This window comes from Variovorax sp. FW301-JW7 (genome assembly GCF_058788795.1).
On sequence record NZ_JBYTBC010000004.1, the window covers coordinates 352,703 to 378,641 of the forward strand.

25 protein-coding genes are annotated in these 25,939 nt (G+C 67.9%); 15 read left to right on the top strand and 10 right to left on the bottom strand.

The genetic code is table 11. The features are described from left to right. On the bottom strand, positions 1–618 hold the full coding sequence (locus AC3WQM_RS13520) for a 5-formyltetrahydrofolate cyclo-ligase (protein WP_095743648.1): 618 nt from the start codon (positions 616–618) through the stop codon (positions 1–3). A 9-nt stretch (positions 619–627) separates the two neighbouring features. Between AC3WQM_RS13520 and AC3WQM_RS13525 the strand changes: the two genes are divergently transcribed. From AC3WQM_RS13525 to AC3WQM_RS13535, 3 genes are all read left to right on the top strand, one after another. Further along, positions 628–2,658 carry a lytic transglycosylase domain-containing protein gene (locus AC3WQM_RS13525; RefSeq protein ID WP_492679331.1) on the top strand — a complete coding sequence of 677 codons (2,031 nt, stop codon included), beginning with the start codon at positions 628–630 and terminating at the stop codon, positions 2,656–2,658. A gap of 93 nt (positions 2,659–2,751) precedes the next feature. After that, complete coding sequence (locus AC3WQM_RS13530) at positions 2,752–3,309, top strand: MgtC/SapB family protein (protein WP_492679333.1); 558 nt, start codon at positions 2,752–2,754, stop codon at positions 3,307–3,309. 109 nt (positions 3,310–3,418) lie between these two features. Continuing rightward, a complete protein-coding gene (locus tag AC3WQM_RS13535; protein ID WP_492679335.1) occupies positions 3,419–4,105 on the top strand; it encodes a glutathione S-transferase family protein in 687 nt (228 codons plus the stop codon). A gap of 16 nt (positions 4,106–4,121) precedes the next feature. Here the strand turns inward: AC3WQM_RS13535 and AC3WQM_RS13540 are convergent, their stop codons facing one another. Beyond that, on the bottom strand, positions 4,122–4,859 hold the full coding sequence (locus AC3WQM_RS13540) for an OmpW/AlkL family protein (protein WP_492679337.1): 738 nt from the start codon (positions 4,857–4,859) through the stop codon (positions 4,122–4,124). Positions 4,860–5,024: 165 nt separating this feature from the next. Between AC3WQM_RS13540 and AC3WQM_RS13545 the strand changes: the two genes are divergently transcribed. The 4 genes from AC3WQM_RS13545 (at position 5,025) to otsA (ending at position 10,461) form a co-directional block, all read left to right on the top strand. Continuing rightward, on the top strand, positions 5,025–6,296 hold the full coding sequence (locus AC3WQM_RS13545) for a multifunctional CCA addition/repair protein (RefSeq protein WP_492679339.1): 1,272 nt from the start codon (positions 5,025–5,027) through the stop codon (positions 6,294–6,296). A gap of 72 nt (positions 6,297–6,368) precedes the next feature. Beyond that, a complete protein-coding gene (gene otsB / locus AC3WQM_RS13550; RefSeq protein WP_492679341.1) occupies positions 6,369–7,160 on the top strand; it encodes a trehalose-phosphatase in 792 nt (263 codons plus the stop codon). Next, on the top strand, positions 7,157–9,079 hold the full coding sequence (locus AC3WQM_RS13555; RefSeq protein WP_492679343.1) for a glycoside hydrolase family 15 protein: 1,923 nt from the start codon (positions 7,157–7,159) through the stop codon (positions 9,077–9,079). The genes otsB and AC3WQM_RS13555 overlap by 4 nt, the downstream gene beginning before the upstream one ends. After that, positions 9,076–10,461, top strand: a complete 1,386-nt coding sequence (otsA, locus tag AC3WQM_RS13560) for an alpha,alpha-trehalose-phosphate synthase (UDP-forming) (protein WP_307695552.1) — start codon at positions 9,076–9,078, stop codon at positions 10,459–10,461. The genes AC3WQM_RS13555 and otsA overlap by 4 nt, the downstream gene beginning before the upstream one ends. Before the next feature lie 19 nt (positions 10,462–10,480). Here otsA and AC3WQM_RS13565 read toward each other — a convergent pair whose 3' ends face one another. Then, on the bottom strand, positions 10,481–10,963 hold the full coding sequence (locus AC3WQM_RS13565) for an Lrp/AsnC family transcriptional regulator (protein ID WP_492679345.1): 483 nt from the start codon (positions 10,961–10,963) through the stop codon (positions 10,481–10,483). Positions 10,964–11,104: 141 nt separating this feature from the next. Here AC3WQM_RS13565 and glmS point away from each other — a divergent pair, with 141 nt between their 5' ends. Continuing rightward, on the top strand, positions 11,105–12,985 hold the full coding sequence (gene glmS, locus AC3WQM_RS13570; protein ID WP_062481190.1) for a glutamine--fructose-6-phosphate transaminase (isomerizing): 1,881 nt from the start codon (positions 11,105–11,107) through the stop codon (positions 12,983–12,985). Between the two features lie 245 nt (positions 12,986–13,230). Here the strand turns inward: glmS and AC3WQM_RS13575 are convergent, their stop codons facing one another. Beyond that, positions 13,231–14,037, bottom strand: a complete 807-nt coding sequence (locus AC3WQM_RS13575; protein ID WP_492679347.1) for a DUF1266 domain-containing protein — start codon at positions 14,035–14,037, stop codon at positions 13,231–13,233. Positions 14,038–14,040: 3 nt separating this feature from the next. Then, positions 14,041–14,562, bottom strand: coding sequence for a hypothetical protein (locus AC3WQM_RS13580; RefSeq protein WP_489059222.1), 522 nt, complete (start codon positions 14,560–14,562; stop codon positions 14,041–14,043). A gap of 461 nt (positions 14,563–15,023) precedes the next feature. Here AC3WQM_RS13580 and AC3WQM_RS13585 point away from each other — a divergent pair, with 461 nt between their 5' ends. The 5 genes from AC3WQM_RS13585 (at position 15,024) to AC3WQM_RS13605 (ending at position 19,870) form a co-directional block, all read left to right on the top strand. Further along, positions 15,024–15,410, top strand: a complete 387-nt coding sequence (locus AC3WQM_RS13585) for a hypothetical protein (protein ID WP_492679349.1) — start codon at positions 15,024–15,026, stop codon at positions 15,408–15,410. Between the two features lie 234 nt (positions 15,411–15,644). After that, a complete protein-coding gene (locus tag AC3WQM_RS13590; protein ID WP_099797390.1) occupies positions 15,645–16,328 on the top strand; it encodes a response regulator transcription factor in 684 nt (227 codons plus the stop codon). Next, on the top strand, positions 16,325–17,698 hold the full coding sequence (locus AC3WQM_RS13595) for a sensor histidine kinase (protein WP_492679351.1): 1,374 nt from the start codon (positions 16,325–16,327) through the stop codon (positions 17,696–17,698). The genes AC3WQM_RS13590 and AC3WQM_RS13595 overlap by 4 nt, the downstream gene beginning before the upstream one ends. 138 nt (positions 17,699–17,836) lie before the next feature. After that, entirely contained in the window at positions 17,837–18,325 is a 489-nt protein-coding gene (locus AC3WQM_RS13600) for a tripartite tricarboxylate transporter TctB family protein (protein WP_139705330.1), read from the top strand. 33 nt (positions 18,326–18,358) lie between these two features. Further along, a complete protein-coding gene (locus AC3WQM_RS13605; protein ID WP_070060062.1) occupies positions 18,359–19,870 on the top strand; it encodes a tripartite tricarboxylate transporter permease in 1,512 nt (503 codons plus the stop codon). Positions 19,871–19,879: 9 nt separating this feature from the next. Here the strand turns inward: AC3WQM_RS13605 and AC3WQM_RS13610 are convergent, their stop codons facing one another. After that, positions 19,880–20,392: a bacteriohemerythrin gene (locus tag AC3WQM_RS13610; RefSeq protein WP_070060061.1), complete on the bottom strand. Its 513-nt coding sequence runs from the start codon at positions 20,390–20,392 to the stop codon at positions 19,880–19,882. Between the two features lie 118 nt (positions 20,393–20,510). On the opposite strand from AC3WQM_RS13610, the gene AC3WQM_RS13615 reads away from it, so the two are divergent. Next, the gene (locus tag AC3WQM_RS13615; RefSeq protein ID WP_492679353.1) at positions 20,511–20,939 is read left to right on the top strand and encodes a YbaN family protein; all 429 of its coding nucleotides are present in this window, start codon (positions 20,511–20,513) and stop codon (positions 20,937–20,939) included. A gap of 12 nt (positions 20,940–20,951) precedes the next feature. Here AC3WQM_RS13615 and AC3WQM_RS13620 read toward each other — a convergent pair whose 3' ends face one another. The 4 genes from AC3WQM_RS13620 to AC3WQM_RS13635 all read right to left on the bottom strand — a co-directional run bounded on the left by AC3WQM_RS13620 (position 20,952) and on the right by AC3WQM_RS13635 (position 25,376). Next, entirely contained in the window at positions 20,952–22,079 is a 1,128-nt protein-coding gene (locus tag AC3WQM_RS13620; RefSeq protein ID WP_489059208.1) for a helix-turn-helix transcriptional regulator, read from the bottom strand. 8 nt (positions 22,080–22,087) lie between these two features. Further along, the gene (locus tag AC3WQM_RS13625) at positions 22,088–23,227 is read right to left on the bottom strand and encodes a helix-turn-helix transcriptional regulator (protein ID WP_492679355.1); all 1,140 of its coding nucleotides are present in this window, start codon (positions 23,225–23,227) and stop codon (positions 22,088–22,090) included. 218 nt (positions 23,228–23,445) lie between these two features. Further along, positions 23,446–23,853 (bottom strand): outer membrane protein assembly factor BamE, encoded by a 408-nt coding sequence (locus tag AC3WQM_RS13630; RefSeq protein WP_492679357.1) that lies wholly within the window; start codon positions 23,851–23,853, stop codon positions 23,446–23,448. Between the two features lie 53 nt (positions 23,854–23,906). Continuing rightward, complete coding sequence (locus AC3WQM_RS13635; protein ID WP_492679359.1) at positions 23,907–25,376, bottom strand: YadA family autotransporter adhesin; 1,470 nt, start codon at positions 25,374–25,376, stop codon at positions 23,907–23,909. 166 nt (positions 25,377–25,542) lie between these two features. Here AC3WQM_RS13635 and AC3WQM_RS13640 point away from each other — a divergent pair, with 166 nt between their 5' ends. Then, positions 25,543–25,935 carry a carboxymuconolactone decarboxylase family protein gene (locus tag AC3WQM_RS13640; RefSeq protein ID WP_492679361.1) on the top strand — a complete coding sequence of 131 codons (393 nt, stop codon included), beginning with the start codon at positions 25,543–25,545 and terminating at the stop codon, positions 25,933–25,935. Positions 25,936–25,939 lie beyond the last annotated feature (4 nt).

A 25,939-nucleotide genomic window follows, 5' to 3' on the forward strand; every position in this document is an offset into this window, starting at 1 on the left:
TCAGGAGGTCGGCCAGACGACGCCGTTGTCGTTGAGGATCGCATCCAAGGGCAGGTCGTGCGCCTCGGGCTCGAAATCTTCCAGGAAGCCGTTCGTGAAGCCCAGCCCCACGGTGAACGGCCGCGGCTCGAGCGCTGCCAGCGTGCGGTCGTAGAAACCGCCGCCGTAGCCCAGCCGGTAGCCGCCCGCGCTGTAGCCCACGCAGGGCACGAACAGCAGGGTCGGCACGATCAGCTCGGTGTCCTTGGGCTTGGGAATGCCGTAGGCGTCTTCTTCCATCTGGCAGCCCGGGTACCAGGCATGGAAGGTGAGCGTCTTGTGAACTTTGTCGATCACCGGCAGTCCGATGCGGCGGCGCTGTGTTTCTTCCATGAGTTCGCCGTCTTCCTTCCAGCGATGCAGTGCGGGCAGCGGGTCGAACTCGCCCTTGATCGGCCAGTAGGCGCCGATCACGGTGTCGGGCCGGCCGACCAGCCAGATCCGCATCACCCGCTGCAACAGGTCGGCCCGCGCGAGGCGGTCGGGCAGCGCCAGGCGTTGCTCGATGAGTGCCTTTCGCAGTTGACCCTTCAGAAAACTCGCCGTGGCCGAGGTGTCGGCATCCTTTGACTTGTCCATAATCCCCCGATGCAGTTCCCAAGCATTTTGGCATCCGCGCGCGCTCGTCAGCGCCGCGGCGCGCCCGCCCTGGTTTTTTCCGCCGTTCTCGCACTCGCCGCGCTGCTGTCGCAACAGCCCGCCGCCGCGCAGAACAACACCAACGACGACGTGCTGGTCCAGATGAAGCAGGCCTTCCAGCGCGGCGACAAGGCCCGTCTCACGGCCTTGCTGCCGCAGGCCCGCGGCCACGCACTCGAACCCTGGGCCGCCTACTGGGAGCTCAAGGCCCGCCTGCAGGAGGCTGCCCCCAACGAGGTGCAGGACTTCTACGCGCGCTACCCCAACACCTACCAGGAAGACCGCCTGCGCAACGACTGGCTGCTGCTGCTCGGCCAGCGCCGCGACTGGGACGGCTTCGCCGCCAACATCGCCGGCTTCCGCATGGGCGACGACGCCCAAGTGCGCTGCTACGCGGTGCTGGTCGACACGCTGCGCACCGGCACGGCCACGCAGGCGCAGGCCGACGAGGTGCGCCGCAACTGGTTCGCGCAGAAGGACAGCGACGACGGCTGCCTCACCGCCGCCGACCGCATGGTCGCGGCCCGCCTGATGACGACCAACGACGCCTGGAAGAAGGCGCGCCTGGCCATCGAGGCCAACCGGCCCGCCGCCGCACGCGGCGCCGTCACCATCGCCGCCCCCGATGCGCTGCCGCTGTTCGAAGAGGTCAACGCCAGCGCCGCCAAGTTCCTCACCGGCCGCGCCTTCGTGGCCGCCAAGTCGCGCAAGGAACTGGTGGTGCTCGCGCTCATCAAGATCGCGGTCGCCGACCCCGACCAGGGCGCCTCACAGCTCGAGGGCAAGTGGGGCCCGATGCTCTCCGCCGAAGAGCGCAACTGGGTCTGGGGCACCATCGGCCGCGCGGCCGCGAACAAGCTCTCGCCGATGGCCGTGAGCTATTTCGGCAACGTCACGAAGAACAGCGACCTGTCGGACGACATGCTCGGCTGGCGCGTGCGCGCCGCACTGCGCGCCGGCCAGTGGAAAGACGTCGCACCCGCCATCAACGCCATGAGCGACGCCGCCCAGCAAGACCCCACCTGGGTCTACTGGAAGGCCCGCGCACTCAGCAGCGCCGGTGGCGACGAGCGCCGCGCCCAGGCCCGCGAGCTGTACACCAGCATCGCCGGCACGCGCGGCTTCTACGAAATGCTGGCGCTCGAAGAGCTGGGCCAGCGCGTCGTGGCCGCCACGCGGCCCGCGCCGCTCACGCCCGAGGAAAAGAACGCCGCGCGCACCAACCCGGGCCTGCAGCGCGGCCTGCAGGCCATCGGCATGGGCCTGCGCTCCGAAGGCACGCGCGAATGGAACTACGCCACCAACCTGCACGACAAGGGCGGCATGGACGACCGCGCCCTGCTGGCCGCCGCCGACCTGGCCTGCCAGCGCGAGGTGTGGGACCGCTGCATCAACACCAGCGAGCGCACCAAGGGCGTGATCGACGTCGAGCAGCGCTTCCCCATGCCCTTCCACGACACGGTGCTGCGCAAGAGCCAGGACATCGGCCTGGACCCCGCCTACGTGTACGGCCTGATCCGCCAGGAAAGCCGCTTCATCATGGACGCGCGCTCGGGCGTCGGCGCCTCGGGCCTGATGCAGGTCATGCCCGCCACGGCGCGCTGGACCGCCCGCAAGATCGGCCTGACCGACTTCACGCCCGGCCAGATCAACGACCGCGAGACCAACATCACCATCGGCACCAACTACCTGAAGCTCGCGCTCGACGACTTCGACGGTTCGATGGCGCTGGCCGCCGCGGCCTACAACGCCGGCCCGGGCCGCCCGCGCAACTGGCGCAACGGTCCGGTGATCGACGCCGCCATCTGGGCCGAGAACGTGCCCTTCAGCGAGACGCGCGACTACGTGAAGAAGGTGCTGGCCAACACCACCCACTACGCGGCCATCATCAGCGGCAGGCCGCAGTCGCTGAAGGAGCGCCTGGGCCGCGTGGGCCCGCGCAACGCCGCCGAGCCCGAGCCGAACAAGGACCTCCCCTGAAGCACATGAGCCCCCACGCTCATCACTTCGTGTATTCGCTGCCCCCCGAGGGGGCGCAGGCCTCCCTTGGGGCGGCCCGGCGCGAGGCCTGACATGACCTGGCGCGACGAGGTGCTCGACACCGTCGCGTCCGAATTCTCGGACGTGGGCGACGTCGCGCAACTCACGCGCATCTCGGTGCGGCTGCTGCTGGCAGCCGTACTGGGCTTTTTCCTCGGCTTCGAGCGCGAGCAGCAGGGCAAGGCGGCCGGCGTGCGCACGCACATGCTGGTGGCCATCGGCTCGGCGCTCTTCGTGCTGATCCCGCAGCAGACCGGCATCGTGCCGGCCGACATGAGCCGCGTGATCCAGGGGCTGGTGGCCGGCGTCGGTTTCCTGTGCGCCGGCACCATCCTCAAGCAGGGCAAGGACGAATCCCACGTGCAGGGCCTCACCACCGCCGCCGGGCTGTGGATGACGGCCGCCATCGGCATGGCCTGCGGGCTGGGCCGCGAGGTCACGGCCGTGTTCAGCGCGCTGCTGGCGCTCGCGGTGCTGTCGCTGGTGCCGCGCCTCGTGGGCCTGATCGAGCGCGTCGTGAAACCATCCACGGACGCCGCCGGCCCGCGCGTGATCGTCCCGCCGGAATCCCGCCAGGGCGACCAACGCTGAAGCAGCCCGCATCAATTCGCGCCGCCTTCGTCATCAATCGCAGCCCGCCGCCCGGCTAGCATCGACGGCTTTGCCCCGCATTCCCGCACTGACCCGGAGACCCTGACAGATGTCCAAGCTCTACATCGGCAACAAGAATTACTCGTCGTGGTCCATGCGCCCCTGGGTGCTCATGACGCAGGCCGGCATTCCCTTCGAAGAGGTGATGGTGCGCTTCGATTCGTTCGACGCCACCTCGCAGTTCAAGCACGTGGTCGGCGCCATCAACCCGGTGGCCAAGGTGCCGGTGCTGGTCGACGGCGACCTCGCCGTGTGGGACACCCTCGCCATCGCCGAGTACCTGGCCGAGCGCTTCCCCGAGAAGCAGCTGTGGCCCCAGGGCGTGGCCGAGCGGGCCCGTGCGCGCAGCATCTGCGCCGAGATGCATTCGGGTTTCACCGAGCTGCGCGGCAACTGCCCGATGAACATCGAGGCCTCGCTGCCCGAGGTGGGCGCGCGGCTTTTGGCCGAGCAGCCCGGCGTGCAGCAAGACCTCGACCGCATCGTGCAGATGTGGACCGAGCTGCTCGAGACGCACGGCGGCCCGATGCTGTTCGGCGCCTTCACCATCGCCGACGCCTTCTTCGCGCCGGTGGGCATGCGCATCCGAGGCTACGGCTTGCCGGTGCCGCCGGCCATCGATGCGTACATCGCGCGCGTGGCGGCCCTGCCGGGCGTCGCTGCGTGGATCGCGGGCGCCCTGGCTGAAAAAACCTTCGTGGCTTTCGACGAGCCTTACCGCACCTCGCGCGACTGAGGCTCGCCGGACCTCATCAGAACCGGTACGTCGCCGCCAGGTAGGTGACGATCGGGTTCAGCTTCAGGCTCGCCTCGCTGCGGGCCACCGGCAGGCCGGTGATGCTGGTCGTGGTGAGCTTGGCCTTGGTCTTCAGCGGGATGTAGGACACCGAGAACGACACGCCCCAGTGCTTGTCGAACTGGTAGGCCACGCCGGCGTTGAGCACGGGCGCGAACGAGCTGTCGAGCTTGGCGGTGGTGTTCACCGAATACGGCGACACGTGGAACTGGCTGGCGAGGGCGCCCTGCAGGTTCGACGTGAGCTTCACGTCGCTGTACCAGACGTAGGTGGCGCCCAGGCCCACGAACGGACGGAAGGCGTCGTTGCCTTCGTTGAAGTAGTACTTGGCCAGCACGGTCGGGCTCCACTGGCGGGCCTGGCCGAGTTCGCCCACGCGCGCCAGCGTGCCGCTGCCGTTGAGCTTGAACTTGGGCGGCACGCCGAGCACGCCCTCGACGGCCCAGTGGGGGTCGATGAAGTAGGCGACGTTCATGCCCAGCGTGTCCGAGTCGGTGACGCTCGCGCCCGAGCCGGCCAGCACGCTGTGCACGGGCGAGGTCACGGTCAGCGGCTTGCTCGAATCCTGCGGCGACAGGTGGAACCAGCCCGTGCCGACGACCCAGTCGCCCGCGTTCTGCGCCAGGGCGCTGCCCGATGCCAGGACCCCGAGTGCCGCCAATGCCAACGATGCTGTTGTTGTGAGTTTCTTCATAGCTGTGAATGCTCCTTGGGTATTGAAAACAGCCCCGCGCACGGGGGCGCCGGCCAGCGACCGGTGCTTCGCGCGACGCGGATTTACGAACGACCGTTCGCATCGCTCGTCGATTATCGAACGACCGTTCTTTTTTTGCCTAACGAGTATCCCTACACTGCACTCATGAACATTTTTCTCGTCGGCGGTGCACTGCGCGACCGGCTGCTGGGCCGCCCCGTCTCCGACCATGACTGGCTGGTGGTGGGCGCCACGCCCGAGGCCATGGTGGCGCGCGGCTACCTGCCCGTGGGGCGCGATTTCCCCGTGTTCCTGCACCCGCGCACGCGCGAGGAGTACGCGCTGGCCCGCACCGAGCGCAAGAGCGCGCCGGGCTACCGCGGCTTCGTGGTGCACGCGGCGCCCGACGTCACGCTGGAGCAAGACCTCGCGCGGCGCGACCTGACCGTCAACGCCATCGCGCTGCCTGCCGAGCACGTGGGCGCCGACGGCAGCTTCGAGGCGCGCCCCGAAACGCTGGCCGACCCCTTCCATGGCCAGCGCGACCTGCGCGACAAGGTGCTGCGCCACGTGACCGACGCCTTCCGCGAAGACCCGGTGCGCATCCTGCGCGTGGCGCGCTTTGCCGCGCGCTTCGACGACTTCAGCGTTGCGCCCGAAACCATGGCGCTCATGCGCGAGATGGTCGCGGCCGGCGAGGTCGATGCGCTGGTGCCCGAGCGCGTGTGGCAGGAGCTCGCGCGCGGCCTGATGGAAACGCGGCCCTCGCGCATGTTCGAGGTGCTGCGCGACTGCGGCGCGCTCGCCGTGCTGCTGCCCGAGGTCGATCGGCTGTGGGGCGTGCCGCAGCCGGCGCAGCACCATCCCGAGATCGACACCGGCGTGCACCTGATGATGGTGCTCGACACCAGCGCGCGGCTGGGCGCCACGCTGCCCGTGCGCTTCGCCTGCCTCATGCACGACCTCGGCAAGGGCACCACGCCCGCCGACATGCTGCCGCGCCACATCAACCACGAACTGCGCAGCGTCGACCTGCTGCAGGCGGTGTGCGAACGCTGGCGCGTGCCGGTGGAGCTGCGCGAGCTGGCCGAGGTGGTGGCGCGCGAGCACGGCAACATCCACCGCAGCGGTGCACTCGACGCGACGCCGCTGGTGCGCTTGCTGGAGCGCTGCGACGCCTTCCGCAAGCCGGCGCGCTTCGCCGAGGCGCTGCTGGCCTGCGAATGCGACGCGCGCGGCCGGCTCGGCTTCGAGGACGCGGCCTACCCGCAACGCCCGCGCCTGCTCGCGGTGCTCGCGGCGGCGCAGAGCGTGGCCACCGACGTGGTGGCGCGCGAGGCGCAGCAGGCCGGCGCCACGGGGCCGCGCATCGGCGAGGCGATCCACCGGGCGCGCATCGCGGCGGTGAAGGCGGCCTTGCCCGCCACGGCCGACTGAATCCGGTCATCGGCGCACGCCGGGACTTTGGCCGACACGCGCCGCGTGCGAGCCGTGCTATGGTTTTTCCCAATGCCAAAGTCCTCCAGCAGCAACGCCCAGTTGCCACCTCCGCCGGGCCGGGACGCCGCCCTTTTTCTCGACTTCGACGGCACGCTGGTCGGCCTCGCGGCCACGCCGGAAGCCATCGAGGTGCCGCCCGCCCTCGTGCCTCTGTTGAGCGACCTGCGCGACCTGCTCGGCGGCGCGCTCGCGGTGGTGTCGGGCCGCCAGATCGACGCCATCGACCGTTTTCTCGCGCCGCTGCGGCTGCCCGCGGCCGGTGAACATGGCGTGCAGCGGCGCGACGCGAAGGGCGGCATGCAGGAGCAGCGCGCGCCCGACCTCGTGCCCATCCTGGACGTGGCCAACGAACTCGCACGCATCCACGAAGGCCTGCTGGTGGAGCGCAAGCACGCCGCCATCGCGCTGCACTACCGGCTCGCGCCGCAGCTCGAAGCTGTCTGCCGTGACGCGATGACGCGCGCCATCGAAGGCCATCCGCAGCTGGAGCTGCTGCACGGCAAGTTCGTGTTCGAGGTGAAGCCCGCGGGCGTCAACAAGGGCCTCGCGATCGAAGCCTTCATGAACGAGGCACCCTTCGCGGGCCGCACACCGATCTTCGCGGGCGACGACACCACCGACGAGAGCGGCTTCGCCGTCGTGCAGCCGCGCGGCGGTGTCGCGATCAAGGTCGGCACCGGGCCGAGCCTGGCGCTGCACCGGCTCGAATCGCCGCGCGCGGTCTACGAATGGCTGGTGCAGGCACGCGACCTGCTGGCCGCACCCGATCACCACAAAGCATCACCGAGGAGCCCCGCATGAGCGAACAACAACTGCCGGTGGCCCCCGAGGACCGCGCGGGCAACGCCCTGGCCGGCGCGGCGGGCCCCGACGACCGGGCGCCCGTCGACGCCGCGAAAGTGGCGGCAGCCTTGCCGCGCGGCTTTGCGCCGCCGGCCGAGCCGTCGCTCAATGTCGGCGTGATCGGCAACTGCGCCTACAGCGCGCTCATCGATGCGCGCGCCCGCGCCGTCTGGTGCTGCCTGCCGCGCTTCGACGGCGACCCGGTCTTCAACGCGCTGCTGCATCCCGGCGAAGAAGCCGGTGCCTGGGCCATCGAGATCGAGGACTTCGCCTCCAGCAAGCAGTGGTACGAGCCCAATACCGCCGTGTTGCGCACGCAGCTGTTCGACAGCGCAGGGCAGGGCATCGAGATCACCGATTTCGCGCCGCGCTTTCACAGCCGCTCGCGCTATTTCCGCCCGCTGATGATGGTGCGCCGCGTGCGCCCCATTGCCGGCACGCCGCGCATCCGCGTGGCGCTCGACCCGCGCTTCCAGTGGGGCGCCTCGGAGCCCATCGAGGTCACGCGCGGCAGCAACCACATCCGCTACGTCGGGCCCGACGTGACCCTGCGGTTGAACACCGATGCGTCGATCTCGCACATCCTGTCGCGCCAGCCCTTCGTGATCTCGCGCGAGTACAACTTCATGTTCGGCGTGGACGAGACGCTGCTCGAAGGCATCGCCGACACCGCGCGCAAGTTCGAGCAGGAAACCATCGCCTACTGGCGCACCTGGAGCAAGCGCCTGGCCATTCCTTTCGAGTACCAGGACGCGGTGATCCGCGCGGCCATCACGCTCAAGCTCTCGCTGTACGAGGACACCGGCGCCATCGTCGCCGCCATGACCACCAGCATCCCCGAGGCGCCGGGCAGCCAGCGCAACTGGGACTACCGTTACTGCTGGCTGCGCGACGCCTTCTTCGTGGTGCGCGCGCTCAACTCGCTGAGCGAGGTGGGCACCATGGAAGACTATCTGCGCTGGCTGGCCAACGTGGTGATCGGCTCGCACGGCGAGCACATCCAGCCGCTGTACGGCATCGGGCTGGAGCGCGAGCTGCCCGAGTCTTTTGTCGACGGCCTTCCGGGCTACCGCGGCATGGGGCCGGTGCGCGTGGGCAACCAGGCGCAGGAGCACTTCCAGCACGACGTGTACGGCAACATCGTGCTCGGCGCGGCGCAGGCGTTTCACGACCACCGGCTGCTGAGCCGCGCAGGCGTGGCGGAGTTTCCGCACCTGGAGGCCGTGGGCGAACAGGCGGTGCGCGTGTACGGCACGCCCGACGCCGGCATGTGGGAGCTGCGCACGCGCGCCCGCGTGCACACCAGCTCGGCGCTCATGAGCTGGGCCGCCTGCGACCGGCTCGCCAAGATCGCGCGCACGCTGGAGCTGCCCGAACGCGCGGCCTACTGGCACGGCCATGCGGCACGCATGAAGGAAGAAATCCTGGCCAAGTCGTGGTGCGAAGAGCGCCAGGCCTTTGCCGAGAGCTTCGGCGGGCACGAACTCGACGCGAGCATCCTGCTGATGGTCGAGGTGGGGCTGATCGATGCGCGCGACCCGCGCTTCATCTCCACCGTCGACGCCATGGAAAAGTCGCTGTGCGACGGTCCCTACATGCGCCGCTACGAAGCCGCCGACGACTTCGGCAAGCCCGAGACCGCCTTCAACATCTGCACCTTCTGGCGCATCGACGCGCTCGCCAAGATCGGCCGCAAGGCCGAGGCGCGCCAGATCTTCGAGACCATGCTCGCCGCGCGCAACCCGCTGGGGCTGCTGTCGGAAGACACGCACCCGGTCACGGGCGAGATGTGGGGCAACTTTCCGCAGACCTATTCGATGGTCGGCATCATCAACGCGGCCGTGCGCCTGTCCGCCCCTTGGGATTCGTGCATATGAGTCGACTTGTCGTTGTTTCCAATCGAGTGGCCGACCCACGCAAGCCGGCAGCCGGCGGCCTCGCCGTGGCGCTCGGAGAAAGCCTGCAGCAAAGCGGCGGCCTGTGGTTCGGCTGGAGCGGGCAGATCGTCGAGGGCGGGCCCACGGGCGAAGGCGAGATGCACAAGCAGCAGGCCGGCAAGGTGACGCTCGCCACGCTCGACCTGAGCCGCGACGACCACGACAGCTACTACCTGGGCTACAGCAACGACGTGCTGTGGCCGGTGTTCCACAACCGCCTGGACCTGGCGCATTTCGATGCCGGCTTCATCGGCGGCTACCGCCGCGTGAACCAGCTGTTCGCGCGCAAGCTGATGCCGCTGCTGAAGGACGACGACATCATCTGGATCCACGACTACCACCTGATGCCGCTGGCCGCCGAGCTGCGCGCCATGGGCTGCAAGCAGCGCATCGGCTTCTTCCTGCACATTCCGCTGCCGCCGCAGATCATCATCGCGGCCATTCCGCAGCACGAATGGTTGATGCGCTCGCTGTTCTCGTACGACCTGATCGGCTTCCAGGCGCAGCAGGACGTGCAGCACTTCGAGCACTACGTGCGCAACGAGGCCCATGGCGAGTACCTGGGCAACGACATGTACCGCGCCTACGGGCAGACGGTGCGCTGCAACGCCTTCCCCATCGGCATCGACGTGGACGAGTTCGCGGCGCTCACGCACGCCAAGGAATCGCGCGACATGTACGAGACCATGAAGCGCGAGTACTCCAGCCGCCGGCTGCTGCTGGGCATTGACCGGCTCGACTATTCGAAGGGCATCCCGCAGCGCGTGCGCTCGTTCCGCGAGCTGCTGGCCAACTACCCCGAGAACCGCCGCAGCGCCACGCTGATCCAGATCGCCTCGCCCACGCGCGAGACGGTCGATGCCTACGCCGACATCCGCCGCGAACTCGAATCGCTGTGCGGCGCCATCAACGGCGACTACGGCGAGCTCGACTGGATGCCGGTGCGCTACATCCACCGCATGGTGGCGCGCCGCCGCGTGCCGGGCCTGTGCCGCGCGGCGGCCGTGGGGCTGGTGACGCCGTTGCGCGACGGCATGAACCTCGTGGCCAAGGAATACATCGCGGCGCAGGACCCGGCCGACCCCGGCGTGCTGGTGCTGTCGCGCTTTGCCGGTGCGGCGGAGCAGCTGAAGGAAGCGCTGCTGGTGAATCCGTACGACACGCACGGCACGGCAGAGACGGTGCAGCAGGCGCTTCAGATGCCGCTGGAAGAGCGGCGCGAGCGGCACCAGAAGCTGCTGTCGCGCATTCGCGAGCACGACATCCACTGGTGGCGGCGCACCTTCCTCGAAGCGCTGCGCGAGGCGGCGAGCGAGCGCTGATCGCGACCAGAGCCCCGCGTCAGCCCAGCGGCACCCGGGCCCCGAACTTTGCGCGCTTGAGGCTGAAGAACGCCTTCACGTTGCGCACGTTGGCGTCGGCCGTGAACAGCCGCTGCGTCAGCGCGCCGTAGCCGGGCATGTCGCGCGCCACCACGACCAGCACGAAATCGGGCCCCGGCGACACGCGCCAGCACTGCTGCACGGCGTCGTCCGCGATCACGCGGGCCTCGAAGGCGTCGAGCGCGGCGGCGTCCTGCCGGTCGAGCGAAATCTCCACCACCGCCTGCAGGCCGTGACCCAGCACCGTGGCGAGCCGATCGGGCGAGAGCAGGGCGACCTGGCGCTCGATGAGCCCCTCCTGCCGCAGGCGCTGCACCCGACGCAGGCAGGTGGGCGGCGAGATGCCCACCTCGGCCGCCAGGCGCTGGTTGGTCTGCGAGGCGTCGTTCTGGAGCGCATCGAGCAGCTTGAGGTCGATGGTGTCGAGGGAGATTGATTCCATATGAGTTGAAATTATGGAATAAAACTCCATCTATGGGTTTCGGTGAAATAAAAGTCCGAAACTGAGGAGATTTAGACGCCATATTTCTTGGTCGTCTCCCTACCATCGAGCCCTTCTGTTCTTCAAGACAAGGTACATCCCATGTGCGGCATCGTCGGCGCAGCCTCCCATCGCGACATCGTTCCGGTCCTGGTCCAGGGCCTTCAGCGGCTCGAATACCGCGGCTATGACTCCTGCGGCGTCGCGGTGCATGCCGGCGGCCTGAGCCGCGCGCGCACCACCTCGCGCGTGGCCGACCTGCTGACGCAGGTGCGCGACGACAAGGTCGAAGGCCTCACCGGCATCGCCCACACGCGCTGGGCCACCCACGGCGCACCGGCCGTGCACAACGCCCACCCCCACTTCAGCCACGGCGTCGGCGCCGACGCGCCTGCCGCGCGCCCGGGCCGCATCGCGCTCGTGCACAACGGCATCATCGAGAACCACGAGCCGCTGCGCGCCGCGCTCGAGGCCAAGGGCTACGTGTTCGAGAGCCAGACCGACACCGAGGTCATCGCCCACCTCGTCGACAGCCTCTACAACGGCGACCTGTTCGAAGCCGTCAAGGCCGCCGTGCTGCAGCTGCACGGCGCCTACGCCATCGCCGTCATCTGCCGCGACGAACCGCAGCGCGTGATCGGCGCGCGCGCCGGCTCGCCGCTGATCCTGGGCGCCGGCAAGGACGGCACCGAGAACTTCCTGGCCAGCGACGCGATGGCGCTGGCCGGCGTGACCGACCAGATCGTGTACCTCGAAGAAGGCGACGTGGTCGACCTGCAGCCCGGCAAGTACTGGATCGTCGACAAGAACCACAAGCCCGTCACGCGCACCGTGCGCACCGTGCACGCCCACAGCGGCGCGGCCGAGCTGGGCCCGTACCGCCACTACATGCAGAAGGAAATCTTCGAGCAGCCGCGCGCCATCGGCGACACGCTCGAAGGCGTCGAGGGCATCGTGCCCGAGCTGTTCGACGGCATCGGGCAGGACGGTGCCACCGGCGCGAGCGCGCACCGCGTGTTCCAGGACATCGACAAGATCCTCATCCTGGCCTGCGGCACCAGCTACTACAGCGGCTGCACTGCCAAGTACTGGCTCGAGAGCATCGCGAAGATCTCCACCCAGGTCGAGATCGCCAGCGAGTACCGCTACCGCGACTCCGTGCCCGACCCCAAGACGCTGGTCGTCACCATCAGCCAGTCGGGCGAAACCGCCGACACGCTGGCCGCGCTCAAGCATGCGCGCTCGCTGGGCATGGAACAGACGCTGACCATCTGCAACGTCGCCACCAGCGCCATGGTGCGCGAGTGCAAGCTGGCGTACATCACGCGCGCCGGCGTCGAAATCGGCGTGGCCTCGACCAAGGCCTTCACCACCCAGCTCGCGGGCCTGTTCCTGCTCACGCTGGCCATCGCGCAGTCCAAGAACCGCCTGAGCGCGCTCGACGAAGCGCGCTACCTGAAGGAAATGCGCCACCTGCCCGTCGCGCTGCAGTCGGTGCTCGCGCTCGAGCCGCAGATCATCGGCTGGGCCGAAGACTTCGCGCGCAAGGACAACGCCCTGTTCCTGGGCCGCGGCCTGCACTACCCGATCGCGCTCGAAGGCGCGCTCAAGCTCAAGGAAGTGACCTACATCCACGCCGAGGCCTATGCCGCCGGCGAACTCAAGCACGGCCCGCTCGCGCTCGTCACGAGCGAGATGCCCGTGGTCGCCGTGGCGCCGAACGACGCCCTGCTCGAAAAGCTCAAGAGCAACCTGCAGGAAGTGCGCGCCCGCGGCGGCGTGCTCTACGTGCTGGCCGACGGCGACACGCAGATCGCCAGCGGCGAAGGCCTGCACGTGATCCGCATGCCCGAGCACTACGGCGCGCTGTCGCCGCTGCTGCACGTGGTGCCGCTGCAGCTGCTGGCGTATCACACGGCGTGTGCGCGCGGGACGGACGTGGACAAGCCGCGGAACCTCGCGAAAAGCGTGACGGTGGAGTGAGCGTGCGTGGGCGGCGCGATCCTGATGATCGCGCCAAATAAAGTCTTGAACGCGCAAATAGCGTCTTAAATACTTTGAATTTGTTGATTTCCGTTTACGAGTAATCCAGTCCTCCATGCGAACAACGGCCGCAAGAAATTGCGGCCGGCCAGTTCGCGTCGGACAGGTGGATCAAACGTCCACGGAAATCAACATGAAGCGATCCGACGAGCTGGATCTTTTCCAGCGCTGTCGTCGAATGCAACTCACAGAGGCGACAGCACCCAAGGGCTGCGCTCATCGGTCATGAGATCTTCGGCAATACCGATGATTCCGCCCAGCGTCATATTCTGACCTGCCCAGCTGGCCCGGCCAATGATGTAGCTCTTTGCAAACTGCGGCCATGACGAAAAATTCGAGCGCAATTCTTTTTCTGCATGCGAAAGAATGCGATCGAATTCAGCCTGCTCGATGTATTCGCAGTCCAATGACATCCTCGCAACCGTGACGAGGCGGCCCAGATCCCAGGCGAGGATGCCGGCACTGTAATCCTTGGGAAGGTACGCGCCATTGACTTTGTCTCCGAGAAGACGAAAAACGGATCGCAGATTCTCCAGCATCTCCATCGCCTGCGCCAAAGCCGAGAAAACGAGATCTTTTTCCTCGTTCGACCCCTGCGCGGCAATCTGCTCGCGCACCGTTTCCGGGGAGCCGTATCGACCGCTGGCGATCAAGGCCTCGAGAACCTCCTGGCGCTCGTCTCCTGAAGCACCATCGCTGTAAATACGAAAAACAATGTCGTAAAAAAAGCGATGGCCATGGCGACCGAGTGACGCCAGGGTTTCAGCAGCCTCCTGGGGCGAGCGTATGCCCCAGTGCGAGCCAAGTCCCTCGACGAGCGCATCGTCCGACAGCCCCGTTGCGTAGCTGTCGCAATACGCCATGATCTGTTCGGAGTTGATGAGCCCCGCTTGAAGGGCTCGCTGCGCCACCGGATCCACTGCGGCCCCATCGGGGCAATTCCTGTATTTCTTGCCAGAAACTATCTGGAATAACTTCTTCAAGAAACCCATGGGTCAGATTTGCTTGAAGGTGGCATTGACGGCGCGATGCTTGAGCGCATTCACAAGAACTTCAAAGTCTGAATCCTTCACCATGTGAATGGCATCGAATTCGTGCTTCTTGGGTGCCATCGACGGCGTGCTGATTTCTATTGTTTTCTCTGCACTCGATGTGGAGGTTTCCGGAATATCCGTGATGGTGACTTGCTTGATGGCGTCATAGCCCACGGTGGTCAGTACGCCCGAGAATTTCTTGACAGTCGTGAAAGACATGCCCTTTTCATCAAGAACAATGCTGGCGCCCTGGCTGTTGGCTGCGCGCTTCTTGAAAAGAGTTCCCACCGTCAGGTACGTGACATATGCTCCGATCAACATGAGAATGCCATTGGCCACGCCGGTCGGCAGGTGAAGCCGAAGGGTGCCTATTTTCAGATCGGCAATCGGATAGAAAATGGCGGCAATGATGATTGCCGGGCCAATCAGGCCGAAAACGTACTCGAGAATCGAGTATTCCATCTTGTAATTGATGGTGTGCATGTAGCATTTTTCCTTATAGTTGATTTGGCCGGGCGATCGCCCGATAGGTAGTCGGTCCTGCAAAATTCCTCCAACCCCCGGACTAATGTAACAAATCGCGTCTTGGTGCCGGCAGCCTGCTGTGCCTTCAATGCGCCTGCACAGGCTTCGCATCCCACCCATGTCGAACGCGAGACAGGAACGCCCACGATGAGAAAGCCGTCCATTGGCCGCTTGGCCTTTGCCAGAACGCGTGTCCGCGCAGCGCTGGACCTTGGTCGAAGTCTTCACGCCCCCTCGGTTGATCGATGACAGCGAGACGATCCGTGCGCACTGCGTGCATCGCGATGGCGGTGAGCGCACTTCTGGCTGCTTGCGGTTCACGCGATTCCCAGCCGCCCGAGCGAATGCCACCGGCGCCTGCCGCCCCCACCACGGTGATGCTGCCGCCCGTCGCGTACGGGCATGACCAGGGCCGCCCGATGTCTGAAGCCGATGACGCGTGCGGCGTGCCGGGCCCGCTGCGTCAGGCCGTGCAAGATCAGTTGAAGGCGCGGTATGAGGTTGTGCGCCCCGTGCTGGGTACTGGCAGGGAAGCCGCCCTTGTGCTGAAGATCGACATCATGGACATCGTGACCATCAGCGCCGGCGGCCCCATGATCGTGGTCATCCATGCGGTGCTCGAACAACCGGGACTGCCCCCTGCGCAATTCAAGGCCCTGCGCCAGGTGCACACCCCCTACGCCGATATCACGGCGGAGACGACCGAATGCAGCGCCATGGACGCCGTGATTCACGGGTTGGGTGTGGACGTTGCGAAATGGATGCGCAAGCCGGCGGACGGGGTGTCTATGGTGAACGGAGAGTGAGTGTGGTCTTCGACCTGATGGGTCCAGGTCAGCTCCTCGCACATGCGGCCACGCGACCACGTGGCTTCATGGACAAACGGTAATGAAGCGCAGGCCTTTCCCTCTCCCACCTGGGCTAGCATTTGCGTTGCAGGCCCCCGCCTCCCAGGGGGCGCAACGTGAGCACAACCGCACCGCCATCCATGGGTATTTCTCGCCGTGGCCGCACCGACTGACGTGCTCGGCCCCACCGTCATCTGGCACTGCCTCATCGTCGAGGACGATGCCGACAACGCGCGCTACATCGCCGAAGGCTTCCGTTCGCTCGGCCATGTGGCGGTGATCAGCCGCGACGGCGCGGACGCGTTCGCGCGCGCCACGGGCGAGACGTGGGACCTCGTCATCCTCGACCGCATGCTGCCCAACGACGTGGACGGCCTGTCGATCCTCACCACGATGCGCGCCCTCGGCAAGAAGACGCCGGTGCTGGTGCTCAGCGCCTTGAGCGCGCTCGACGAGCGCGTGCGCGGGCTCAAGGCCGGCGGTGACGACTACCTGGCCAAGCCCTTTGCCTTTTCCGAACTCGCGGCGCGCGCCGAGGCGCTGGTGCGCCGCTCGCGCAGCGGGCCCGAGATCCGCACGCTGCAGCTGGCCGACCTCACGCTCGACCTGGCGCGCCGCCACGTGGAGCGCGGCGGCCGGCCCATCGCGCTGCAGCCGCGCGAGTTCAGGCTGCTGGCCTACCTCATGATGCATCCGGGCCAGGTGGTCACGCGCACCATGCTGCTCGAGGCCGTGTGGGACTACCAGTTCGACCCGCAGACCAACGTGATCGACGTGCAGGTGAGCCGCCTGCGCGGCAAGCTCGATGCGGGCGGCGCGCCGACGCTGATCCACACCGTGCGCGGCGTGGGCTACACGCTGGCCGCGCCGCAATGACCCGGGCCCTGCGCCAGCTGTGGCGCTCGGTCGGCTTCCGCCTGGCCTTCTACTACGGCCTGCTCGTGGCCATCACGATGCTGGCCGCGCTGGCCATCGTCTACATGCAGACCGTCGGCGTGCTGCAGCAGCGCATGGTGCGGCAGGTGGCCGCCAGCGTGCAGCAGCTGGTGGTGCGCTACGAAGCGCGCGGCGCCGAAGGCGTGGCGGGCGAGATCGCCCATGCGCTTTCCGACGGCCGCAACTCCGACAACGAGATCTACCTGCTCACCGACCGCGACGGAAACAAGCGCGCGGGCAACCTCGACCAGATGCCCTCGCTGGCGCCCGATGCGGGCGACGGCGTGCACCGCCGCGTGGTGCGCGCGGGCCAGACCGTCATCGCCTACCTCGTGATGCGCCCGCTGCCCGACGGCGGCATGCTCGTGGTGGGGCACGACCTGCGCGACCAGGAGTCGATCGAATCATTGGTGGCGAGCGCCAGCGCGGCGGCGGGCATCGTGGCGGTGCTGCTGCTCATCGGCGGCACCTTCGTTTTCCGCCAGGAGCTGGAGCGCAGCGTGGGCGCGGTGCGGCGCACGGCCGCGCGCATCGCGGCGGGCGAGCTGCAGGAGCGCGTGGCGCCTTCGGGCCAGGAGGACGAGTTCGCGCTGCTGGAGGGCGACATCAACGCGATGCTCGACCGCATCCAGTCGCTGATGGACGGCGTGCGCCATGTGTCCAACACCATCGCGCACGACCTGCGCACGCCGCTCACGCGCGTGCTGGTGCGCCTGCGTGCGGTGGAAGCGGGGCTGGGCGACGCCCACCATCCGCAGCGCGAGCCCGTGGCCACCGCCATCCGCGAGCTCGAGGAGCTGGCGGTGATGTTCGAGAAGCTGCTGCAGATCGCCGAGGTCGAGGCCGGCGCGCGGCGCCAGCAGTTCGCGCCGGTGGCGCTGCACGTCATCGCCGACGACGTGGCGGAGCTGTACGAGGCGGTGGCCGAGGTGCGGGGCATCGCGCTGCTGCGCGAGCCGGCCGACCGCGCCATCGCGCTCGGCGACCGCGACTTGCTCGCGGGCGCCGCGGCCAACCTGCTCGACAACGCGCTGAAATACGGCGGGGCCGGCGCCACGGTGCGCATCGGCACGCACACGGTCGACGGGCGCGCGCAGTTGTTCGTGCAGGACGACGGCCCCGGCATTCCGAGCGCCGAGTACGAGCGACTGGGCGTGCGCTTCCATCGGCTGGACCACAGCACGCCGGGCCACGGCCTGGGGCTCGCGAGCGTGCAGGCGGTGGTCGCGCTGCATGGCGGGCGCCTGCAGTTCGGCGATGCCCGCCCGGGCCTGCGCGCGTGCATCGACCTGCCGACGGCGGACGCCTGAGCGGCGCCTTCACCGTCTTCTTGCGCCTCGAACATTGCCGAATGGCAATGCTTTGTTCATACACACCGCGGCGCTGAATTCCTAGGATCGCTGACGCACATCCTGTGCCGATCAACGCAGTTCCAGGAGACATCAACGGTGAGAATCAAGAGTCAGAGAGACTTCTGCTCGGGCGTGCTTTTCAGCGCCTTCGGCGTGGCCTTCGCATGGGGCGCCACGACCTACAACGTGGGCACCGGCGCCCGCATGGGCCCCGGCTACTTCCCGCTCATCGTGGGCATCCTCATCGCCTTCATGGGCGTGCTGATCACGTTCAAGGCCCTCACGGTCGAGACCGACGACGGCGAGCCCGTGGGCCGCATCGCATGGAAGCCGCTGCTGTTCATCATCGGCGCCAACCTGATCTTCGGCGTGCTGCTCGGCGGCCTGCCGAGCATCGGCCTGCCGTCGATGGGGCTCATCGTCGCGATCTATGCGCTGACCTTCATCGCGAGCCTGGCGGGCGACAGCTTCGGCTGGAAGGGCGTGACCCTCCTGGCGACCGTGCTCGCGCTCGGCAGCTACCTGGCCTTCGTGGTGGCGCTGAAGCTGCAGTTCCAGGTGTGGCCCACCTTCATCGCCGGCTGACCCGCGCAGAACAACAAGAAATCCAAGAGAACAATGGACCTGATTACCAACCTCTCGATCGGCTTCGGCGTGGCCTTCACCGCGCAGAACCTTGTCTATGCCTTCGTCGGCTGCCTGCTGGGCACGCTGATCGGCGTGCTGCCGGGCATCGGCCCCGTGGCCACCATTGCGATGCTGCTGCCCGCCACCTACGCGCTGCCGCCCGTGTCGGCGCTCATCATGCTGGCCGGCATCTATTACGGCGCGCAGTACGGCGGCTCGACCACCGCGATCCTGGTGAATCTGCCGGGCGAATCGTCGTCGGTGGTGACCGTGATCGACGGCTACCAGATGGCGCGCAAGGGGAGGGCCGGGCCGGCGCTCGCTGCGGCGGGGCTGGGCTCGTTCTTCGCAGGCTGCGTCGGCACGCTGATTCTTGCCGCCTTCGCGCCGCCGTTGACCGAGCTGGCCTTCAAGTTCGGCCCGGCCGAATACTTCTCGCTGATGATCCTGGGCCTGATCGGCGCCGTGGTGCTGGCGTCGGGTTCGCTGCTCAAGGCCATCACGATGATCCTGCTCGGGCTGGCATTGGGCCTCGTGGGCACCGACGTGAACTCGGGCGTGGCGCGCTACAGCTTCGATATTCCCGAGCTGACCGACGGCATCGGCTTCATCGCGATCGCGATGGGCGTGTTCGGCTACGGAGAGATCATCGCCAACCTGGCCGTGCCCGAGCATGAGCGCGAGGTGTTCACCGCCAAGGTCAAGGGCCTGTGGCCCACCAAGGAAGACTTCCGGCGCATGACGCCCGCCGTGCTGCGCGGCACCGCGCTGGGCTCGGCGCTGGGCATCCTGCCGGGCGGCGGCGCGCTGCTGTCGGCCTTCGCGGCCTACACGATCGAGAAGCGCATCAAGCTCAAGCAGGGCGAGGTGCCCTTCGGCAAGGGCAACATCCGCGGCGTGGCGGGACCGGAGTCGGCCAACAACGCCGGCGCGCAGACCTCCTTCATTCCGTTGCTGACGTTGGGCATTCCGCCCAATGCGGTGATGGCGCTGATGGTCGGTGCCATGACCATTCACAACATCCAGCCCGGTCCGCAGGTGATGACCAGCAACCCGGAACTCTTCTGGGGCCTCATCGCCTCGATGTGGATCGGCAACCTGATGCTCATCGTGCTGAATCTGCCGATGATCGGCATCTGGATCAAGCTGCTGACCATTCCCTACAAGTGGCTCTTTCCGTCGATCGTGCTGTTCTGCGCGGTGGGCGTGTACTCGGAGAACAACAACACATTCGACGTGTGGATGGTCGCGATCTTCGGCATCGTGGGCTACCTGTTCCTGAAGCTCAAGTGCGAGCCCGCGCCGCTGCTGCTGGGGTTCATCCTCGGGCCGATGATGGAAGAGAACCTGCGCCGCGCGCTGCTGCTGTCGCGCGGCGACTGGAGCGTGTTCGTCATGCGCCCGCTGTCGGCGGGGCTGCTGGCCGCCGCGGCGCTGCTGCTCATCGTGGTGCTGCTGCCTTCGGTGAAGGCCAAGCGCGAAGAGGCTTTTGTCGAGGAGTGACGCGGCGCGTCACCCGCCGAACAGGCGCCGCATCCATCCCATCTTGACCTGCCCTGCGGCGCCGCCTTGCTGCACCGCCTTGCGCACCTGCGCGTGCACCAGCACTTCCGCCGATGAATCCGTCGTGTGCAGGTGCGCCTTCACGGTTGGCACGTACGCGCCGTCTTCATGGCGGATGTGGTTGAACAGCCAGCGCGAGAGCATGTCGTGCAGTTCGGCCAGCACCTCTTCGCCGTGCTCGAAGCGCGCGCGGAATTCGGTGACGCGGCGCACGAAGATCTCGTGCACCTTCCGGTGCGGACCCGTGAAGGGGTAGCCCGCGTCCTCGATCATGGCTTCCTCGAACGCGAAGTGCGAAGCGGTGTAGTCGATGGTCTCCTCGATGATCCGGCCCACGACCTGGCGGTCGTTGGTGCGCCGGGCATCGTCCAGCGCATTGATGTACTGCACGATGCGCTGGTGCTGCGTGTCGATCTCATGGATCCCCGTATTGAGCTCGGTCTTCCATACAAGGTGGGCCATGGTCTTCAGAACTTTGCAGGTGGATGTAAAAGTCCAGTATCGGCAGCCGAAAGCGGCGCGCGGTTGATCTGAATCAAGCGCGTCCGCGGGGCGAAAGAGAAAGAAAGACAATCGGCCCGTGACGCCCGCCGAAGACCCCCCACAGAAGCCGCCCGCTGCCGCGGAGCCCCAGCCGTTGCCGCTGGTCGTGCGCTGGCTGCTGATGGTCTTTGCCGGGCTGTGCCTGGTGCTGGCTGCCATCGGCGTGGTCGCGCCGGGCATGCCGACCACGGTCTTCGTGCTGATGGCCGCGTGGGCCGCGGCGCGCAGTTCGCCGCGGCTGCACCGCTGGCTGCTGAACCACCGGCTCTTCGGTCCGCTGCTGCGCAACTGGGAGAACGGCCGCACCGTGAGCCGCCGCGCCAAGTGGAGCGCCACCGCGGCGATGGCGTTCTGCGCGGTCGTCATCGGGTTCACCGCGCACAAGCCGTGGCTCGCGGGCGTGGCCATCGGTTCGATGGCGGTCGTGCTGACGTGGCTGTGGCGGCGGCCGGAGCCGCAAGGCTGATCCGGGGCGCGGCTATCGGCTGGCGCGCGCCAGTGGCAGCGTCAGCAGCGCACTCACCAGTTCCGCCTGCCGCGTGGTGCCCGTCTTCTCCATTGCCCGTTGCAGGTGCGAGCGCACGGTCGGCAGGGCGATGCGGCTGCGCTGCGCGATCTCCTTGAGCGCGAACCCCGAGGCGATCTGCACCGCGACCTTGGCCTCGGCCGGCGTCAGGCCGAAGCACTCGGCGACGATGAAGGCGTCCAGCGGCGCCTTCGAGGCCTGCGGGGCGTGCAGCAGGATCAGCGCGCACGACTGCTGGCCGAACATGCCCATCGTCTGCGTGGCGTCCATGCGCGTGACGAAGGCCAGGATGCGGGCGCCGTCCCTGCGGCGCAGGACCACCGCCTCCCGCCTGGCTTCACCGCCGTTGCCGCCGAGCTGCATCGCATCGATGCCGCGCGCGAGCCGCTCCTGGTTCTCCGGGTGATGGCAATGCAGGAAGCCGTGGCGCTCGCTCACCACATCCTGGCTGTTCAGCCAGGCCTGTGCCAACGGGTTGACGTGCCGGATGCGCCGGGCCTCGTCCACCAGGAGCATCGGATGCGCGAACTGGTCGAGCAGGTGCCGCGCCACCCCCAGCTCGACGAAGGCCGCGCGGATGTGCTGCACGTTCCGCAGCGCCTCGCCCAGGTGATGCCGGACCTGGTCGATCACCGGCAGGTCGGCGGGCCCGATGGGCGCGCTGCCGTGGCCGCGCATGATGCCCAGCAGGTAGAGCGCGTCGTCGCTGTCGAGGATCTTCGTGGCCGACAGGTAGCGACCGCCGTGCGGGATCAGGAAGTCCTGATAGAAGGGGCTCGCGGCCACGTAGCGCGCGTCGAAGTGCTCGTGGCAGTGCATCCACCGGCCGACCGGCGTGGCCAGGGTGGGCGCCATGCGCGGATTGATCGAGTGGAAGAAGCGGATGTAGTCGAGCGCCGCCTGCGGCGTCGCGGGGCCGCCTTCGCCGCTGAAGATCAGCGCGCCGCTGCGCTTGTCCACGCCGATGACCTGGACCGCCCACAGGTCCAGCTGCGCGGCGAGGCTGGACAGCGGCTGCTGCCAGTCGAGCCGGCCGGCCGCCGCGGCATACAGGTCGGAGATGAGCGGGTCGGAGAGCATGCGGCGCCTCAGGGCGACCCGTGTGCGAAGGTGCGCGCTGGCAGCGACAGCAGCACGCGCACCAGGTCCGACTGGCGGTTCACGTCGGCCTTGAGCATCACCTGCGCGACCTGGGTGCGCACCGTGGCCAGCGCCTTGCCGCTGCGCTGCGCGATCTCCTTGATGTTGCTGCCGCCCGCGAGCTGCGCCGCCACGCGCGATTCGGCGGGCGTGAGCTTGAAGCATTCCGCGAGGATGAACGGGTCGAGCCCCTGCGCGCGTTGCGCGGGGCCGTGCAGGATGACCAGCGCGCGGGCGCCGAGGCCGAAGGCGCCCATCGCCTGGTCGGGCCGCACGGCGCTCACGAAGGCCAGCCACGGTTCACCCGAGGCGCCTTTCAACGGCACCACGCCGCGCCGCAGCGAGGGCGGTGCTTCGGTTTCGGACAGCTGCAGCGCGTAGATCGCTTCGGTCAGCGCCTCGTTCTCCCCCTTGCCCAGGCCCGCCAGGAAGCCGCCGCGCTCCGCGACCACCCGGCCTTCGCGCAACAGCCTGGCCGCCGCACTGTTGCGGTGGCGGATGCCGCGCGTTTCGTCGACCAGCAGCATCGGATAGCCGAACTGGTTCAACAGCTCGCGCGCCATGCCGAGCTCGGCGTAGGCCTCGCGCACATGCACGAGGTTGTGCATGGCCTCGGCGAAGTGGAAGCGGAACTGCTCGAAGACCTTCATCTCGCCGCTGTGCAGCGGGTGGCTGCCGTGGCCGCGCATCATGGCCAGCAGGAACACGACCTCGTCGTTGTCGATGAGCACGGTGCCCGAGGCGTACCGGCCGCCGTGGGGAATGAGGAAGTCCTGGTAGAACGGGTCGTGTGCCACGTAGCGGTCGTCGAAGTGCTCGTGGCAGTGCAGCCATTGGCCGGGGGGCGTGGCCAGCGCCATGCCGACGCGCGGGTCGAGGGCGTTGTACTGCCGGAAGTAGTCCAGCGCGGTCTGCGGCGTGGAGCGGCCGCCGTGCACGCTGAACATCAGGTGGCCGCGTCGCTTGTCGACGCCCATGATCTGGATGGTCCACAGGTCGAGGTAGCGCGCCACATGGGCCAGGGTGGTCGACCAGTGGGCCCGTCCGCTCGCGGCGGCGTAGATCTCGGAAACCAGCGCATCGATCACGTCATCCTCCCTGTGCAAGCCTGCAAGGGATGGAATCCGAAAGGCGCGGGTCCGTCATCCCATGAACCCGGGACGTGCGATCTGCGTCGGATCGTTCCGGGGCGCCTGCGTCGCGCAGTGCCAGCGGCATGGTCGGCGCGCCTGGCGCGCCGCGCATCATGCAAACGAATGATGCGCCTGGGATGCGGCTTCGGCTAGCGTTTGCGTCGCCCCGGGGCTCAGCCCTTCGCCAGCTCCGCGCAGACCGCCGGGTTCCAGTGGAAGCTGCGTGCCTTGTAGTCGGTGTCGAAGATCACCTTGTAGCGGCAGCTCGTGGCGCCGCCACCCGAGCGGAAGTGGAAGACGTAATCCCACTCGCGCACGGCCGCCATGCCTTCGTCGAAGTGGGGGCGGCCGATGAGCGCGTACAGCTGGTCCTTGGTGGTGCCGGGGCCGATGGCGCGCAGGTTCTCGCGGTTCGGAAAGCTGCCTTCGGTCTGCCAGGTCTGCTGCTGGTCGGCGCCGGGCCAGACGAGCTCGGCGGCCTTGCCGTCGCTGTCGATGCCGCGGCTCACGTACGAGGTGCAGCCGGCGAGGGTGAGCAAGGCCAGCAGCGCGGCGGTGGGCAGAAAAAAGGTGCGTGTCATGAAAGAAGAATCCCTGTGGCCTGGAGCGATGGCAGTGCGGTGATTCATGCGGCTCACCACTGGAAGCCCGCACCGGCCGAGACGCCGACGTTGCCGCGCGAGTTGGCCGAGCCGGTGAACTTCATCACCCACTTGCCGTTGTCCGAGATGCTCGAGAAGCCGACCGCGAGCGCGCTCTGGCCCTCGTAGCCGGCGATGCCGGCCGCGATCATGTTCTTGCCCGGCATGTAGGCCTGCGGCATGCCGGCCATCGCCATCGCACCGGCGGTGCCGGCATTGGCATCGCGCTGGTTCACGCGGATGGCGTCGCGCCACTGCGCGCCCTGGGCGTTCAGCTGGTTCACGTTCACGGCGTCGGTGCCGGCCACGCCGGGCGCCACGTTGGACACGGTGGTGCCGTTGGGCGCCTGTCCGTTGCCCAGCACGATCTGGTTGTGGTTCACGCTGCCGTCCACGTTGGTCACGTAGTTGACCGCGCCGGCCTGCACAGCCTGCAGCTGGCGCACGTTGACCGCGTCGGTGGCCTGCGTGCCGCCCGCCACGTTCGTGATCTGCCGTTCGCCGCCCGCGCTGCCGACCGAGACCGCGCCCTGCGCGGAGCCCACGGCGACGTTCGAGAAGCGCTCTTGCTGGCCGCCCATGCCCGCGCGGTCGGCGGTGGCGCCAGCGCCGAGTGCCACGCCGTTGACGGCGCTCGCTGTCGCGCCGGTGCCGATGGCCACGGCGGCCGCGGCCGATGCGGTGCTCTGGCGGCCGACGGCCACGGCCGATTCGGCGCCCGCGGTGGCGCGGTCGCCCACGGCCACGGCGCTGTCGGCCAGCGCCTGCGTGTTCGCGCCCAGCGCGGCGGCGTTGATGCCGTCGGCGATCGCCTTGTCGCCGGCCGCCAGGCTGCTCTTCTTGCGCGCCTGCGTGTTGGCGCCGAGCGCGGTCGAATTGATGTCGCTCGCGGTGGCGCGGTCGCCCACTGCGACGCTGCTGGTGGCCACGGCCGTGCTGTTGGCGCCGATGGCCGTGGCGTTGGTGCCGAAGGCCTGGGCCACGTTGCCCACGGCCGTGCTGCTGACGCCCGCGGCCACGGTGGTGGAGCCGATGGCGGTGGCGTAGGTTTCGGTGGCGCGTGCGTCGGAGCCCGCTGCCACGCTGCCGAAGCCGGTGGCCTTGGCGGCCGTGCCGCCGAGCAGCAGCGCGTCGCCGCCGAGGTTGCCGCTCACCATCCCTTGCAAGGCCGCGGCATCGGGGCCGCCGTTCACGGGATCGGTCGGCACGCCGGTGATGAGCGCGAAGCCGCCGCTGCCGTTGGGCACCTGGCAGGCCCACGTGGGACCGGCGCCGCCCGAGCTGCAGACCGCGCCCGAGCCGGTCGTGTAGCTGGCACCGCCCAGGCTCACGTCGGCCCAGGCCGACGGGCCGGCAAGGCCGGCGGCCAGTGCGAGCACGGCGCCCGCGATGCCTCTGGTTTTCTTCTTGTGGACGAATGCGACGCGCGCACCGCCTCCCACGTGCTGGATGACGTGTTCCATGGTTCTCTCTGCTCCCTGAGATGGCGCCTGATGGCGCGCTTGATGTGTGACGCTTCGACTGTATGAACCGCCGGGCGCGTGAACCTAGGACCTAATTCACAATAAATGTGAACGACCCGAAAGCAATTGTTGCTTTCCATCGCGCATTCACACTTCAGGAGCCCGCATGAAACCCCAGCCCATCGAGCACGCCGCCGCCTCCGACGAGGTCCGCGCGGTGTTCGACGACATCAAGGCGTCGCGCAACGTGCCCGACGTCAACAACTTCTGGAAGTACCTGGCCAACGACCCGGCCACGCTCAAGCGCACCTGGGCCAGCCTCAAGGAGGTGATGTCGCCGGGCGCGCTCGACCCGGTGGTCAAGGAAATGATCTACCTCGCGGTGAGCGTCACCAACAACTGCGGCTATTGCATCGCGAGCCACCACGCGGGCGCGGAAAAGGCCGGCATGACGCCGGCCATGTTCGCCGAGCTGATGGCCGTGGTCGGCATGGCGAACGAGACGAACCGGCTGGTCAACGGCTACCGCGTGCCGATCGATCCCGCGTTCGATAAGTAAGCCT